Annotated in this window: 16 protein-coding genes; 2 read left to right on the top strand and 14 right to left on the bottom strand. The window is 42.1% G+C overall.

The genetic code is table 11. The features are described from left to right. Nucleotides 1-115: 115 nt before the first annotated feature. The 11 genes from HNR44_RS08695 to HNR44_RS08645 all read right to left on the bottom strand — a co-directional run bounded on the left by HNR44_RS08695 (nucleotide 116) and on the right by HNR44_RS08645 (nucleotide 9,895). Nucleotides 116-637, bottom strand: coding sequence for a TlpA family protein disulfide reductase (locus HNR44_RS08695; RefSeq protein WP_184403759.1), 522 nt, complete (start codon nucleotides 635-637; stop codon nucleotides 116-118). Between the two features lie 120 nt (nucleotides 638-757). Then, nucleotides 758-1,312 (bottom strand): thiol-disulfide oxidoreductase ResA, encoded by a 555-nt coding sequence (gene resA, locus HNR44_RS08690; protein WP_142089460.1) that lies wholly within the window; start codon nucleotides 1,310-1,312, stop codon nucleotides 758-760. Nucleotides 1,313-1,410: 98 nt separating this feature from the next. Next, entirely contained in the window at nucleotides 1,411-2,601 is a 1,191-nt protein-coding gene (gene ccsB / locus HNR44_RS08685; RefSeq protein WP_090399481.1) for a c-type cytochrome biogenesis protein CcsB, read from the bottom strand. A gap of 38 nt (nucleotides 2,602-2,639) precedes the next feature. Next, complete coding sequence (gene resB, locus HNR44_RS08680) at nucleotides 2,640-4,286, bottom strand: cytochrome c biogenesis protein ResB (protein ID WP_184403758.1); 1,647 nt, start codon at nucleotides 4,284-4,286, stop codon at nucleotides 2,640-2,642. Between the two features lie 68 nt (nucleotides 4,287-4,354). Beyond that, nucleotides 4,355-5,074: a cytochrome c biogenesis CcdA family protein gene (locus HNR44_RS08675; protein WP_142090498.1), complete on the bottom strand. Its 720-nt coding sequence runs from the start codon at nucleotides 5,072-5,074 to the stop codon at nucleotides 4,355-4,357. Between the two features lie 57 nt (nucleotides 5,075-5,131). Then, the gene (locus tag HNR44_RS08670; protein ID WP_184403757.1) at nucleotides 5,132-6,040 is read right to left on the bottom strand and encodes a F510_1955 family glycosylhydrolase; all 909 of its coding nucleotides are present in this window, start codon (nucleotides 6,038-6,040) and stop codon (nucleotides 5,132-5,134) included. Further along, nucleotides 6,037-6,252, bottom strand: a complete 216-nt coding sequence (locus HNR44_RS08665) for a hypothetical protein (RefSeq protein ID WP_184403756.1) — start codon at nucleotides 6,250-6,252, stop codon at nucleotides 6,037-6,039. Before HNR44_RS08665 ends, HNR44_RS08670 begins: the two co-directional genes overlap by 4 nt. Further along, nucleotides 6,249-7,619, bottom strand: coding sequence for a sensor histidine kinase (locus HNR44_RS08660; protein WP_184403755.1), 1,371 nt, complete (start codon nucleotides 7,617-7,619; stop codon nucleotides 6,249-6,251). The genes HNR44_RS08665 and HNR44_RS08660 overlap by 4 nt, the downstream gene beginning before the upstream one ends. A 3-nt stretch (nucleotides 7,620-7,622) precedes the next feature. Continuing rightward, a complete protein-coding gene (locus tag HNR44_RS08655; RefSeq protein WP_343069433.1) occupies nucleotides 7,623-8,324 on the bottom strand; it encodes a response regulator transcription factor in 702 nt (233 codons plus the stop codon). Nucleotides 8,325-8,503: 179 nt separating this feature from the next. Then, nucleotides 8,504-8,830 carry a four-helix bundle copper-binding protein gene (locus tag HNR44_RS08650; protein ID WP_184403753.1) on the bottom strand — a complete coding sequence of 109 codons (327 nt, stop codon included), beginning with the start codon at nucleotides 8,828-8,830 and terminating at the stop codon, nucleotides 8,504-8,506. A gap of 429 nt (nucleotides 8,831-9,259) precedes the next feature. Continuing rightward, on the bottom strand, nucleotides 9,260-9,895 hold the full coding sequence (locus HNR44_RS08645) for a YdhK family protein (protein ID WP_184403752.1): 636 nt from the start codon (nucleotides 9,893-9,895) through the stop codon (nucleotides 9,260-9,262). A gap of 175 nt (nucleotides 9,896-10,070) precedes the next feature. On the opposite strand from HNR44_RS08645, the gene HNR44_RS08640 reads away from it, so the two are divergent. Continuing rightward, entirely contained in the window at nucleotides 10,071-10,238 is a 168-nt protein-coding gene (locus HNR44_RS08640; RefSeq protein ID WP_184403751.1) for a hypothetical protein, read from the top strand. Between the two features lie 177 nt (nucleotides 10,239-10,415). Continuing rightward, the gene (locus HNR44_RS08635; protein WP_184403750.1) at nucleotides 10,416-11,546 is read left to right on the top strand and encodes a DUF418 domain-containing protein; all 1,131 of its coding nucleotides are present in this window, start codon (nucleotides 10,416-10,418) and stop codon (nucleotides 11,544-11,546) included. Between the two features lie 325 nt (nucleotides 11,547-11,871). Here HNR44_RS08635 and spoIIP read toward each other — a convergent pair whose 3' ends face one another. The 3 genes from spoIIP to HNR44_RS08620 all read right to left on the bottom strand — a co-directional run bounded on the left by spoIIP (nucleotide 11,872) and on the right by HNR44_RS08620 (nucleotide 15,532). Beyond that, nucleotides 11,872-13,011, bottom strand: a complete 1,140-nt coding sequence (gene spoIIP, locus HNR44_RS08630) for a stage II sporulation protein P (protein ID WP_184403749.1) — start codon at nucleotides 13,009-13,011, stop codon at nucleotides 11,872-11,874. A gap of 333 nt (nucleotides 13,012-13,344) precedes the next feature. Then, nucleotides 13,345-13,866 (bottom strand): spore coat protein, encoded by a 522-nt coding sequence (locus tag HNR44_RS08625; protein ID WP_184403748.1) that lies wholly within the window; start codon nucleotides 13,864-13,866, stop codon nucleotides 13,345-13,347. Between the two features lie 670 nt (nucleotides 13,867-14,536). After that, on the bottom strand, nucleotides 14,537-15,532 hold the full coding sequence (locus HNR44_RS08620; protein ID WP_184403747.1) for a DoxX family membrane protein: 996 nt from the start codon (nucleotides 15,530-15,532) through the stop codon (nucleotides 14,537-14,539). Nucleotides 15,533-15,751: the final 219 nt, after the last annotated feature.

The raw sequence follows: 15,751 nt of genomic DNA, 5'->3' as shown, positions 1-15,751 counted from the left end.
CCATTGAAAAATACGGCTTCTCGCTGATAAAAAGAAATAACTTTATTTGTACTGAACAATTTTTAAGGAAATGTATGTCTTACAAGATGGACTTTTAATCGAAATCTATTGCTAGTCATAAGAAAGGTTGGAGTCTCTCCATGAGCATTTCTTCGGTCACTTCTCCCATAATGATATCAACGATAATGCCTTCTTCATTAATCAAGTACGTGGTTGGAAGACCAGCGACTTGATACGCATCAGCCATTTCCCCACCCGTGTCGAAGAGGACAGGCATGGTAACTGATTGATCATCTAAAAATCCCATTGCGTCATCCATCGTTCGTTCAAACGATGACATATTGACCGCTAGCACATTAACCTCTTCATCACTAAATTCCTGATGGACTTGATCAAGCAAAGGAAATTCTCGGATGCAGGGTTCACACCAAGAAGCCCAAAAATTCATAATGACAAACGTGCCACGTACATCGTTTAAACTCATGCTCTCTCCTTCGGCTTGCGGCAACTCCATATCTGGGGCTTTTTCTCCCTGGTTGACACCCATCGGTGGAGAAGAAACAGAATTATAGATGATTGCTCCCATCACCAACGTTGCAATCACAAGAGCTCCTATACTGCTTACTTTTCGAACCATTCGTATTCCCCCGTCGACCCGTTTTCTAAAGAGAAAGCATTTTTCAACCTTCCGGGTCATCTAACCATTGAAATAACTCTACGCTGTCAGGATTAGCTTTTTAATCGATTACGACCGTTGTTAAGAAGCTGTAGGGTCGACCATTTGCATAAAATCTTGGACGTGTTCTTCACTCATGCCACCTACGCGAATGTGAACAACCTCCCCGTTTTCATCAATCATATAGGTCGCCGGGAGTTGCCCGACACCATAATAATCCATCACATCGCTATTTTCATCCATGAGGATAGGGAAAGTTAACTGAAGACGATCAACAAATCGATCAATGGTCAACTCGGATTCCCCCACATTTACGGCAAGAATTTCAACATCATCATCCAAATACGCCTGATGTTGATCTTCCATATAAGGCATTTCTTCTTCACATGGTGGGCAATAGGTGCCCCAAAAGTTAAGAAATACGCCTTGCCCTTCATAATCGGCAAGTTCTACCCTTTCACCATCCATATTCATCAGCGTGAAATTAGGGGCTTGATCTCCTTCAGAAACCGCCTCCTCCGTGTGAACAAAATTGGTGTAAAACACGTAAGAAACAACGACAGCCAGCGTCATTAACACAGCCGTACGCATCCATAGACGCCGTCGTTTACGTTTAGCCCTTTCCTCTTTATCCATAGTCCACCTCACTATTGATAGATTGCCATTGATGGCGCTTTTCGGCATTTCCCAGACGTGTGTGTTCTCTCAGCACCTTGTCAAAGATGCTTTTGATTCTAAGCATAAGAGTGAAGACCTGCAATAACAAGGTTGACGAATATTAAATTAATCATGATAATCGCGAAACCGACCACAGCCAACCAAGCAGAAGGTTCCCCTTGCCAACTGCGGTTCAACCGTAAGTGCAGGTAAGCGGCATAGAAGAGGAAAGTAATTAGTGCCCACACTTCTTTCGGGTCCCACCCCCAAAACCTTGTCCAAGCAATTTGAGCCCAGATCATGGCAAAAACAAGCCCTCCTAATGCAAAAAGTGGGAACCCAATCGCTATGGCACGATAGCTTATTTCATCCATTAAGTCCGGATTGACCCTTTTCACGAATGGTTGTAAAAGAGTCCCTATACGTCTCCTCGTGATTAAACGAACCGCCCCAAATAAAACGAGACCAGAACCAAAAGCCCATGCTGTTGTGTTCAAGGAATCACTATCAATCCAATCGGGCATTTCGAACCAAGGCTCCATACGATCTGAAGAGAGCAACTCTCCCTCGTTCGGGCCAAATATCGGGGGAAGATCATAAATGATTTCGGCTGGTTCTTCAAATTCATTGACATAAGCAAATTGAGCTTCATAACCGAATGCGTTAAACGCGTTGGTCAAAACGATGAAGGCGAAAAGAGTCATAAAGGTGTACATAATAAACTCGACGCCAAACGTCCTTTTGGTCATTTTTTTTCCTTTTAAATCGATTGTCCGTAGAAGGTAAATGACCCCGGCCCCAAAACTAACGGCAAGAATTCCCTGAGCCAACCCTGTTGTTAACACGTGAATCTCAAGCCAATAGGTTTGTAAAGCCGGTTGTAGTGGTTGATAATCAGTTACAAATACTGTGGCATACCCAATCATGAGCATCACAACAGGCAATGTAATGACACCAAGGACGTTACTTCTATATATGCCATAGATGATCACAAAAGCGAGGCTTAACGTAATACCAAAAAATGTAAGATACTCGAACATATTACTAACCGGGGCAAACCCGACCGTGATCCATCTGGTCACGAAATACCCTAAGGCAAAAACGAGGCCACCAATGGCTGTTATATACCCGAAAAGACCCCAGTTATTTCCCGTTACCCGGCCTTCTTTATTCCTCCATTTTCGCCCTGTCACAGACACCGCGTATAAAACCGTCGCAACTAAATAGAAAAAGAATGCGATCGTGAGTAGGATCATGCTCAAACTCATCTTGATTTTCCTCCTATCCTCTCATTAAAGAGTGAACCTTAGCTATTGTCCTTGTCCTCTCCCTTCTCATATTCATCATCGATTTGATCCCGAGGCGCCGTAATACCTGTCTCTTTCGTGATCGCATCGATGTCTTTTTTCAGGGGTGCCCAGTGTTTATTCGTATGAGCAGCGAGCCAAACCTCTCCGTCTTTTCGTTGCAACCAAATGCGACGATGCGGCCAATAAGATCCTTGTACAAGACCGATAAGGAAAATGGCCCCTCCAACACTAAGATAGGGAATGGTGTTATCTTTTCGAACGGTAAGACCTGTTAAATCATTGGTATCAAAACCATCTAACGAAAACTCGTAGCGATTCTCTTCTTGATCAGGGCTCACATTGTAATTCGCTTGAATACCGAGAAAAGTATGGTCTAATGCTTCTGTATCCGGGTTCGCCATTTCAAAAATGAATGCCGGATTATCCGGGACATCATTTTCCGTTGTTGGCATGTTCTCATCATTCATATAGAAATTCGGGAAGTAGCTATTAATGCGAACATCCTCCCCATTATCAAGGGCATACGTATCATCCGGGTCATTTAAATCTACGGTAAAGGAGCCCACCACCTCATCGGTTTCTGTATCCTCAACTTCAAAACTCAGTTCTTTTAACTCATCCAATTTATAGTCCACTTGATAAAGCGTGTAATCATCGAAGTGGAAGGCATCGTTGACTTCGATCGGATGCCGATCGACTTCTTCGAGCTCTTGATCGACCCCCAGAGGGCCTTCTGGTCTATATAATACTGCGTCTGTTCGAAATGTTTCTTCAAACTGAAGGGCGGCACTTGCTTCCATGCCATCCGCAAAAATTTCATCATCTTCATCGAACTCTTCGTATGTGAATCCCTGATTCTCAACGTAATAATCACCGGATGTGCCAGGGACCACTTCGGTCTCACCTTCACGAACCCACATATTTTCATCTACATACATGCCAGGGAAAAACCGAAGCGATGCCCCGATTAAAAATATAATCAACCCGATGTGATTCACATAAGGCCCCCACCGTGCCCAACGGTTTTTCTCCGCCAGTATATGGCCGTTTTCTTCCCGGATGTTATAGCGTTTCTTTTTCAATATATCTTGAGCTGCTTGAAACGTGTGGTCGACATCTTCCACCCGGCTGGTCCCAAAAATACGCTGACGTTTCATAAAACTTTTGTGTCTGGTTACACGCTGCGATTTCAAAGCTTTATATAATGGAAAAAAACGATCGATACTAGCAATGATGATCGATGTGCCCAGCGCAGCAATCAACAACATATACCACCAGGATCCATACATATTGTGCAACCCTAAAGCATAATAAACTTGGCCTAATCCTCCGTACTCCTCTTCATAATACACTTCCGGCGTTTCGCCGGGCGGCATAAACATCTCTTGCGGAAAAATGGTTCCGAGGGAAGAGGCAATTATTGTTACAATTATAATGCCTATCCCTACTTTTACAGACGAAAAGAAATTCCAGATTTTATCGATAATGGATGTGCTATATATTTGGGAACGACGTGCGGCACCCTCGTAACGCATGTTGAGCAATCGGTTCGAATCAGGGTCTGCCAGTGGTTTGCCACATGATCCACATACTTCTGTGCCGTAAGGGTTGACTCGTCCACACTCGCAATTTTTATTCATCATGAGCCCCCCATAAGTCTAGTTTCATAGATGATCAGTTTTTTGAAAGAATTTCTCATAACCACAACCATTTATATCATCCAGGACGGGACATACTGCCCTAAATACATTGCGATCGTCTCGAAATAACCTGTGAGAAGAAGGATGCCCAGGATAATCATAACGACCCCTCCCCCCTTTTGAATGGCCGGTAAAAAACGATTGATGGCGTTAAGCTTCTGGAAAGATTGCGCATAAAGGAGCGAAACTGCTATGAATGGCACCCCTAGCCCCATGGAATAAACAAATAGCATGGTTGACCCGGTGAGCATGCTTCCGGATGCTCCCGCAAGCGTGAGAATGGAACCGAGGGTGATGCCAATGCAAGGGGTCCAACCAGCTGCAAATACCAGACCAAACAGCACCGAACCGGAAAAGCTCGAAGCCTTTTTAGGGGTTTTGGCTACTTTTTTCTCGGTCAGTAAGGCACGAATGGAAATAAGCCCACTCATTTGTAGCCCAAATAAAATAATGATGATCCCGCCCATTTGCATAATGGCTGTACTGTACTGATTAAACCATGACCCGATAAGGGTTGAGGATAATCCAAGCAGCAAGAAAATAATCGTAAAACCAAGAATAAATCCGATGCTGCGGGTGAAAATCAGCCGCCGCTCCGCATTGATGGCTCCCGATGAAACGTCAGTGCCGGTCAGTTGAGCCAAATAAGCCGGAAGCAACGGGAAAATACAAGGGGAAAAGAAAGATATGAGGCCTGCCGCAAAAGCAAGGCCGAGCGACACATCATCCATATAACGAGACCCTCCTCCAACATTTGATGTATGATCAACGACTTACGTTTTATATGATTAAGATTCATCTAAGCTAAAGCCCTGTTCCGCATGTTGTTCCCATGTTTCTCCACCATTTTCGGTATAAAAAATATCGCGTTCGATGGTCGTTACCATAAGAGTGTTTTCAGCTTGTGGGTTCTGGGCCAGATAACTGATGGCGTCTTCTTCGATCAATGGGGCAGGGATCTCTCTAACTACTTCGCCGGAGGCGTCTATGGCTTTGAGGGTTGTTTCTTCTTCCACACCCTCGGCAACAAGCAATTCACCGGTGTGCGCATAGGTTAAAGCCGGCGCTGGTGCACCACTTAACACCTGTTCGAAGGTATCTCCGGCATCCTCAGATTGAAAGACCCCTTCTTCTGTGCTAAGAGCCACCCTATCTTCCTCATCAGGATGAGCGGCAATCGCAATCACGCTTCCGTTTACCCCGTCCACGTCCCGCGGTTCCCATTCCTGCCCCTCGTCGAGGGTTCGATGCAGCCCCAGGTCATCCATTTTCGAATTAGGCTCCGGATTCATAACATAGATGGCGTCTGTGTTGTAACTGGCCGACATGACATGAAAATCAACCTCCCCTTCGAGTGCGAGCAAATCAAGCGTTTCGCCCCCATCCGTGCTTTTTACAAGGCCAAACGGATTTTCGTAATCCGACTGCATGTTTGGATGTCCACTGCTATAAAATCCTTCGGAGGTCATGGTGAAGCCCATAAAGTCATGAAGCTCCCCTTCTTCACTCTCCACATTCTTCCATATCCCATCCTCATAGACACGCAATCCATCATGTGCCGGAATATATGCCTGCTCCCCATCCTCTGTGAAGCCAAGGCCATGGATATGCGTAAATTCAACCTCTTCTTGAGCTTCGGTTTGACACCCACTCATGAGTACTCCGACTGCTGCTAAACTTGCAAGATACAATCTCATGTTTTTCTTCCTTTCCGTTTGCTTATGAATGAAATGATAATGTAAATCATCGCACCGACTAATAATGGGATCCCCATCCAGAAACAGATTTGGAAAAGGAGCCGGAGATAAGAAGGAACATCGGCTGAAGCCGATATAATGCCGGACATCACCAAACAGTGCAAGCCGAAGGCGATTACCAACGAAGCAATCCACCAATCCCTTCTAGTCATTCATCGCCCTCCTTTGCTTCTGGAAAACGTAGCGTAAATGTCGTCCCTTTTCCGGGAACACTTTCCACCTGAATGCTTCCATATTGGAGTTCCGTCAATTGTTTCACGATGGCAAGCCCTAAACCGGTCCCCCCAAAATCACGTGATCTGGACTTTTCAGCCCGATAGAAACGCTCAAAAATATAGGGAAGATCTTCAGTAGCGATACCCCTTCCCGTATCCGAAATTTTTACTTCGATGTTTCCATCTTTCAAAGATCCCTCGATCCAAACATGCCCGTTTTCCGTATAACTCACCGCGTTTTGAAGTAAATTTGTGAAGATCTGTTCCAACCGGAAACTATCAGCTACAATCGTTGGAAATTTCCCTTCCATATCAACCTTTATGGTATTGTTCTTTTTCTTAGCTTCGGTGGCCAGTTTTGCTGTTGCTCGTTTGGTAACGTCTCCGATATGAACGAGCTCAAGGTCCAAGGGAAAACGCTCTTCTTCCATTCGGGATAATTCAAATAAATCATGAATCAGTCGATTCATGCGGTGGGCTTCTTCATGAATAATATCGACAAACTGTTGTCTTTCGGTTTCATCCTGATAAAGCTCCTTTTTTAGTGCATCACAATACCCCTGGACATAAGACAGTGGCGTCCGTAATTCATGAGACACGTCCGAAAAAAAAGCTTGCCTGTTGCCCCGGTACCTTTTTAGTTCGCGTGCCAACTCATTCATGGAATGGGAAAGCGAACCCAACTCATCTTTCGTTTTCACAGGCACTTCCACATCTAGATCCCCCCTCGCCATTTGGTTTGCCGCTCTTTCCATCTCCTGCAGGGGCGTTGAAAATTCTCTGGAGGCAATAAACGTAAAACCAAAGGCAAGAAGAAGGGCTCCAACGCCTGATAGAAGCAGCGCCTGCTGTACTTGAATGGCAGACTGATCCATGAGATCCGAAGGTGAAAAGATAATGACCTCTCCAATATCGTCGCCCTGCACTTGTTCCCCAGCATAAATATATTCTTGGTGATCATTTGGGTCGGTAAATCTTCCTGCCTTCCCCTGCAATGCGGCATGCTCAGAGGGATGAAACCCACGAATCCCGGAATCTTCGACAACATTTCCATTTTGATCAATAATGACCATCTTTCGGGCGGTCTCCCCCCGATCCATCGATTCGACAAGGAGTTCGATATCAGGATCATCGATCACAGCAAGGAGGGTTGCATATTGGGAAGCCATTTCATCCGTTTCGTCGTATAAATGTACTTCATTATAATTGGTGAAAATTTGAACCATGACATACCCTAACGGAAGCAATACGATGAGAAACAAAATCATGATTGATCCACCGAGCTTATAAAAAATCCTGTTCATCGGTTATTTCCCTTCCGTTGTATTAAATGTGTATCCCACTCCCCATACGGTCTTCATTGGATTAAATGGCAGACCAGCCTTTTTCAATTTGGTTCGGATATTTTTGATATGGGTGTCAATCGTTCGAGGATCGTGCCATTCACAATCCATTGTCCAAATCTGCTCGATGACATTTTCCCTTGTATACACGCGTTCCGGACGGGAGGCCATTAAATACAAAATCGCAAATTCTTTTGCGGTTAAATCAACGGATTGTCCCGCCACCTTAACCTCGTGTCGATCTGGGTGAATAAATAATGCCCCGTCTGTTATCTTTGCTGGATCCTCGTTTAAAGTGCTGGATTTACGTCGGAGCAATGCTTTTACACGTGCAACGAGTTCCTCTGGAGCGAACGGTTTCACGAGATAATCATCTGCCCCAAGGTCAAGCCCCTTGACCCGATCTTCTATTTCTGTTTTTGCTGTTAGCATCAAAATACCTATATTGGATCCTTCAGTACGAAGGTGTTCACATACGGCCCAACCATCGGTCCGGGGCATCATAATATCTAAAATAACGGCATCGTAAGGTTGATCGGTTGCCTTATGTATCGCTTCTATTCCGGAACTTGCTTCATCAAGTTCATAGCCTGCATTTGTCAAATAAAGACCAACCAACTGTCTCATTTTTCTCTCGTCATCCACAATAAGTATACGTTCAGCCACTTTTGCTCCTCCCATGAAGTACTACATATCAAGTTTAGCTAGTAAATATGTAGTTGATGTGAAGATTGCGTTCGTAAAATTTGATCATTTTTTGACATAGACACTGAGGTAGAGTGTCACCTCTCATTATAAAAAGAAACCCTGAAGGCGAATAGAAATCCGCCTCAGGGTGGAGGAGATTATGCAGCCGCCATCTCACGGCATACTTTTGCGCACCGGTGACAAGCTTCCGCACAATCTTGGCAATGCTGGTGATGTTCGTGCTTTGCACACTCATCGCCACAAGCCTGACAGATGTCCGCGCATAATTCACAGATCTGCTTAGCAAAACGGCTGTTTGTTTGCATAGCCTTAACGGCAAACGCACAGGCATCGGCACATTCTCGGTCCAAACGGATACATTCCGCCAGCATTTGTACGTTGTCTTCCTTCAGACACTCATCAAAACACCGATTGCACTGTTCCATGCATTCTAAACATGCTTGGATACACTCTTGATAAGTCATTAATCTTGGTACTCCTTTCTTACGACACATATATTTGCATTCACTAGCTAGTATGCGGTGTCCTTAATGGTTTACCCATAAAATATGTAGTTTTTATGAAGAAGGATAAATTTTTTTGCTTGTGAGTGTCTTATTAACACTGTGAATTAAAGGAAACTGATTGGTCAAAACAGTAAAAAAATATCTATATCATTAAAACGACAATCCTTCTATAAATTACAAAAATGCCCTTATCGGATCACTCGACCTTAATGGCCCATGGAATGATCAGATAAGGGCTATCTGTTCTCCATTTGTCATCGGTTTATCTGGCCATTATATATCCCCTTCATTTACGGAATATAGCTTTTGACATGAGCCATCAAGTTTATTAAATCTTACATTCCCCCATTTACTAATCGGTTAGAAGGTGGCCAATACAGGCTTTTTTTATTCGACTTCTGATAGTTCATCTTCGGTGACCCATTTATGATTTTCCACTTCTTCGCCACCGTCCGTCGGTGTGTAATCAATCATATAAACCGTCGTTTCTTCAGCCTCATCAATCTCAGCTGTGGCTCCTTCCATTCCGTCCATATGATCGGCTTCCAATGTGACTTCTGTTCCTGGTTCAAATGTTTCCTCCCCGGCTTCTTCGATTTCTTCATGAACCACCCATTCATGATTTTCTACTCTTTCTCCGCCATTGGTTGGGTCGTAAGAAACAATGTAGGCAGTCGTATCATAAGCCCCTACGATGGTAGCTTCGGCCCCTTCCATTTCTTCCATATGGCCGCCTTCCACCATTGCTTGGCTTCCCGCTTCAAAAGTTGGATTCTCTTCTTCCTCTAATTCATCAGGAACCTCACCGGAGCTGGAATGATCCATATCTTCGTGCTCGTCATCGTCCATATCCATGCCATCCATATCGTCGTTATCGGGCATCTCATCCTTCATATCTTCCATATTATTATCAGAATCGGGATCCATACCTTCATCTGGCATTGAATCTTCATCATTGCCACATGCAGCTAATGCAAAAGCTGTTACTAGGGAAAAGGACCCTATCATGATTTTCTTCTTCATTCTATAATTCCTCCTTTTCATGAATAACGTTAATGTACTAAAAAAATGTGTAGAAAATATGGAGTGATCGTTCATAGAGCAAAAAAACAGTTTTCATTAGATTTAAGTTTTATTCATAAATTCTACATTTTTTTCGTTTACAGTGTGACATAACCAATCAAAAAGAGGAAGAAAATTGAAAAAAGTATATATAGGAATGAGTACCATTGTTTTAGCGCTAGGTGGTTGCTCGGATTGCCACGAGTTTCACCATGCAAGTGACGGAATGGTCGCTGAAGTGCAGTATGAAGGATTTGAGCCAGCCTTTACGCCTGATCCAAATGTTCCGAATCAACCTGAATAATATTAAAATAGGGGCTTCTTCGAGAAGTCTCTTTTCTTTTGTCATTTGACTAAAGGAATATGGATGTACAAAGATGCCCGTTTTTGGAGTTTTATCAACTTCACTCTTTCTACACATTTTTTTCTTAAAATCCAACTAGGTTTTTCGAAAACGTAAATACTTGGAAAGAAGGTTCTCATGCGATCGGTGAAGAATGAAGGTCAGGGTAATAGAATTAAGATTTTAGATCAACTACGTGGATTAGCTTTATTAGCTATTTTTTTAGTAAATATTTCTGGATTGGCTTCCATAGAGAAGGAAAACCAATCTTCTATCAATGAATCCATCGATACCTTGATGTCAATTTTACTGGAAGATAGCGCCAGGCCATTATTTGCATTTATGTTTGGAATCAGTATTATTCTTATTTATGAAAGGCTAAGCAAAAAAAATTTGAATCCATTCCCAACGTTATTCCGCAGATTGCTCTTACTATTTATAGTTGGGGCTCTCCATGGGTATTACATTTGGGCGGGCGACATCTTGCTTATGTATGCCATGGCTGGTTATGTACTTCTTTTTTTTATCAAGTTTTCTGAGAAATGGTTGCTTACAATGGCTTTGTTTTTTTGGCTGGGGTATACGATTGGAGTGGATTTTCTAAATTTTTTTTTCCCTCACTCGTTTTCTCTTGACGAATGGCTCAAAGACTTACTACTTGGACCGGGAGAATCTCCCACGGGGTCCGAATATCTTATTAATGAATTTTCTTCTATGGTAGAGCATTTGGGCTTTTTCTTATTTGGGATGTACACTTATCGTAAGGGTTTACTTTCACAAGCAATAGCACGGAGAAAGCGAATGTGGCTCCTATCTTTAATTTTTCTTACTGTTGGTGTTTCCGGAAAAACGGCCCTTTATTATGAGGTTGATACCCTTGTCTTCACGCCTCTGGAAAATTTTTATCCATTTGTCGTAACCGTTGGAATTTTAATGAGCATTATTCTTTTAGGAACGAGCAGAACGACGACCCTATCAAATGCGTTGTTGCCATTTACTGCTGTTGGAAAAATGGCTTTCACCAATTACCTTTTGCAGTCGCTGGTATTCGTAAGTCTGTTTATGCACAGTGGGAGAACAATTTTTGAAAGGGTCGGAATTTGGATGGAACCAAGCTATGTATTCGCCCTTTTTATAGGTATCATTTTATTTGTCGTACAAATGATTTTCAGCCACCTCTGGCTAAAAACGTTTTACTATGGCCCTTTTGAATGGTTTTGGAGAATGGGAACATATGGAAAGAAGGTTCCCTTAAGAAGGAAAACATAAATTTCTATTCAAAACCTGGCCTCCTGTCTAACATGAGGAAATCAACCGAAATGGGTTACGTTCATTTTAAGTTAATAATTTCTGCTTTCACATGGAGGCATGGTTCTCAACAGTTCTTTCATTTACTGTTGTGCTCAGACGATCAAAATGAAGTAATACCCTTAGGCATCTGCTTCACCTACTACGATATATCCCCCAAGCATTTAGAACCCCCTCGCTATAACAACGAGGGGGGGGGGGTCTCTAACTGCGGTATTAGCAGCAAAACGCGGAATGAAACTGTACGCTGACGATAATGAAGAGGAGGCGAGAAACACCCCCAAATCTAATGGTCAAGTTCCTCGTAGATATATTCTTGTATAACTTCAGCTACTGCGTCAGCACTGCGATAGACTTCTTCAAACGTGTTGTCCACCCCTCCGAATTCGATAGTCATCGAATTCGGTGATAAATCCTGATTATAAACCCCATCCACGCCGGCACCTCCCGAGGTCATGACGCCTCTGCTTAATCCCGGCCACTTATCCTCCAGGCGGTGATGGATTTCTACCGCCATTTCCAAATTATGTTCATAGTCCGGATGGTCTTCTCCGATAACAAAAAATGTTCGCGCATAAACTTCATCATTAATTGTAGCGGTAGTAAGCTCTTGTTCTACAGAGTCACGGTGAAGATCAAAGAAAAATTCGAGTTGTTCATGTTCTTCCACGTCTTGCATGAGAATCTCGCGAGATATCTCATAAGATTGGCTATAATCCCATCCTCGCTCATTTAATTTCTGTTGAATGTCATGATCGGACACTTCTACAGGAAGCCCGTATTCGCGAAATTGATCGGCTAGATAGTTGCCAACCTGAACAATATTAATTTCTTGGTGGTTTGGATCGTCTCCCTCGATTTCAGGCAAAAAAGATTCACGGCTATGTGAATGTATGAGATGAATGATCGGTTCTTCATCGGAAATCTCAGGTGGATCATCGTCTACAGTTTCTCCCCTTTCAATTCCATCAGTTTCGGATTGTTCATATTGATGTTCCTCGGAAGGAGGGGGAGATTCCATAGCCATATTTGTAAAGTCAGTTCCTTGCCCGGCAATTACAAGCGTATTGTCAAAACCTGAAAAACCGGGAATCTCTCTTCCCAAAAATGTGCGTGGATCATTCAAGTTCATATTCGTAGCAAGCTCTATAACTGTTGTTGTCAAACTGGGGGTAGAAGTATCTTGCATTGCATCTAGATAATACCGATTTTCAGCTCCTAATAAATGGATAAACCAATCGCTTTGTGCCTCTTTCGTCCAATCATGAAGGACTGATGAAGAAAAGCGATGTTGATTATCCGCAGTCGTTAGCATAGCAATAATAAGAAAGGTTCCAACGATCAAAGCGACGGCTACCATAAAAATTGACTGAACATTTGATTTCGATACTGAGAAGGCATGTGAGTAGTGATATGGTCTGCGCAAGGGCCTGTCCCTCCTTACGCTATCATTCTATTTAGAAAATACTTTTACTAGAACGTGTCTAATGGTTCAATTTTGGGGCGGAATCGCCAAAGTTCTCGAAGGTCTCAGAATTGAATCATCCGTTGGCGATATGTCTTTAATTGTTTTGGAAAGACATGCGTTTGTTCTCAAGAACGAGCACATTTCAAGTATTCTTTGATACAGTGGTCAGAACTTCAGAGCACCTTCCCTGACTTATAGGCCATAGCCGAAGCATACCTTTAACTTCATTTCTCCAAGGGGCTCGGGGAATATCTGTGCCGATCATGATGATCGGCACAGGTATGGCTATATTCATAGATTATAATACATCTGTTGAAATACTTTTAGCGCATGTAACTGCTCTTGAATCGAGGCATTTGGAGTATAATCCCACCCTTTTGATTCAATAAAATCACTATATCTGCTTTGTAATCCAAACTGTTGTAGAGACATTTGTAAATGAATATTCCTTACATTCTGTGCGTTCATACTTAAGGAAGAATTAAAATTATCTTGGGCCATTGTCATAGCTGTATTACGTGCCTCAAAGGCAATATTTTGTTCATTCATATAAGAGAAGCTTTGTTTACATGGAATGTCGATAGGTTGAAGTTGATGTAACGCCGATACTTCGACTTCCTTATTTCGTTCAGGATCCATCAACATTAGCATCACATCTGCGTGGGTACGCATAATTAAAACCTGTTCATAAATAATTTGCTGTAATTGTGGACTTTTCGTTAGGCAATAATAAAACTTTAATTTTCTAATAACATCCTGGTGTATGTTCAAGTGTTCAGATATTAAACCTAAATCAATCGATGTTAAAATCATTACTTAGCCCTCCTAATTCAATAAAAGTGATGACACTATGTCATATATGCTTGCTAATTAGGTAAAGTGATCATTTCAGAAAAATAAACATCAATTACTGTATTTGGTAAATAAGTAAAAATAATAGGGTATGGCTCAGATTAGGGTGGGGCTCAAACATTTAGTTACCTCTCACTCGGGTCGCCATATCGTGTTTCAAACATGAAAGAGCTGCCTCATAAGATCATTAACCATTGGGACAGCCAGCCCTTTTGGTATCAGATTTAAAACTGTTGTAATCGAACGGTAGGGGGGTGGTCATGGATACCTGGTTCTTGCAGAAATGCTGTATGGCACTCTTCTCAAGAACGATCATATTTCAGGTATTTTTCGATACAGTAGTAATCATTGATGAAAAACTTGAGAGCGCCCCCGCATCATATCCATCATGGAGCTCATATTTCCATTAGGTATCATGTCACTTGGTTGTGCATGTTCAGCCCTCACTCTTGGGTGGTACCCGGATGGATACGCAGAAGGACATCCATATGGAGAATGGTAATACATTGGCTTCACTTCATTAATCATTTGTCATCCATAGTATATGAATGTAACCGGCGGTGGGTGCCTACTTTTGGATTCCCCCCAACGAACTGTATGGTTACAAGAAAGTTCTGTACTATACCAAAAACTAAGCAAAACGATAATAAAGAAGTAGAAGGGCTAAATTTATGAGTAAAAAGTTAAATACAATAAAAACCGTTTGATGACGTAAACCTCGATGGATTTCAATAGGTGTGGGATAAAACCCTTTTCCTTCGATGATAAAAATAATTAAGATAATGTGTATGATAGAATGACCAATTATCTCGGTAATGCCAAAAACTGTCGTTGTCATGAAAAAAAGAAGGGTTATTGACAATGCTAACAGGCGGTTGAAGATTCCAATTAATAATAAATAACCCAGTACAAATTCAATGAAAGCACCTAAAACAACTAAAATAGATGGTTCTATACCGAATGTTGGGATATTAAAGCTTTCAATAATATTTATACTAAGTTCCGGAAATACCAACTTTTCCAAGGCAGCCCAACAAAGAGAAAACCCTGTTCCAAGATAAAGAATTGGTATTCCAAAATGATGATATCTTGTTTTCTGAATAAGCAAAGCAAGGACAATGGCTAGATAATAACTATATTCCAGCATATGAAAAACACCAAAAAATTGAATCTCGAAAACAAATAACATAAATAATCCTATGGCGCCCAATTGTGTTGCCATTTTATTCGGCATGAGAAGTAAACTGATTGTCAAAATAGCAATCCACATGGTCATTTGTGTGACAGGAATTTCTGGTGCTAGAACACTTCCAGAAAGTAGTTGAATCATTAAAGCAAAAGCAACTCCCAGTCTTAGCAATATAGGTGAGTAAGGTCTTAAAGATGTTAATCGTTGCTCGGCCGTTTTCACCAAATTGAAATGCTGTAATTTAGTAGAAAGTTTCGGAAGTACTCCTAAAGTAACTGATATGATTAAAGTAAGTGTGATAAACAATGGTGAAACAATTTCCTCAAGAGGAGCTTTAATAGGTGTCTCTGTTGAAAACCATTTCACATGTGCACTTGCTGTAAAAGGTATCAAAATATAAACAATTGATAGAGCTATAATTGTAATAATGTATTTCATTGTACTCCTCCTGCCATTTGCTAGCTGACCGAAATTCATCATACTATGGGGGGTGGCAACGATTCCTGTTTTTTCGGGCCATTTTCTTAAACTCAGCCGATAATATTCCGAGGGATTACTGAAAGATTGTTGCCATGTAGGGAAAGACGATGTTATCACTGGAGAAATATTATCGGCACAGTTTTTCCGGGGTTAATCTCCTTGACTCCTCCGATAACA

Source organism: Geomicrobium halophilum, assembly GCF_014207655.1.
Lineage (GTDB): Bacteria > Bacillota > Bacilli > Bacillales > Marinococcaceae > Geomicrobium > Geomicrobium halophilum.
The sequence above is the reverse complement of the archived record's forward strand: the minus strand, read 5'-3'. Positions and strand labels throughout refer to the sequence as shown.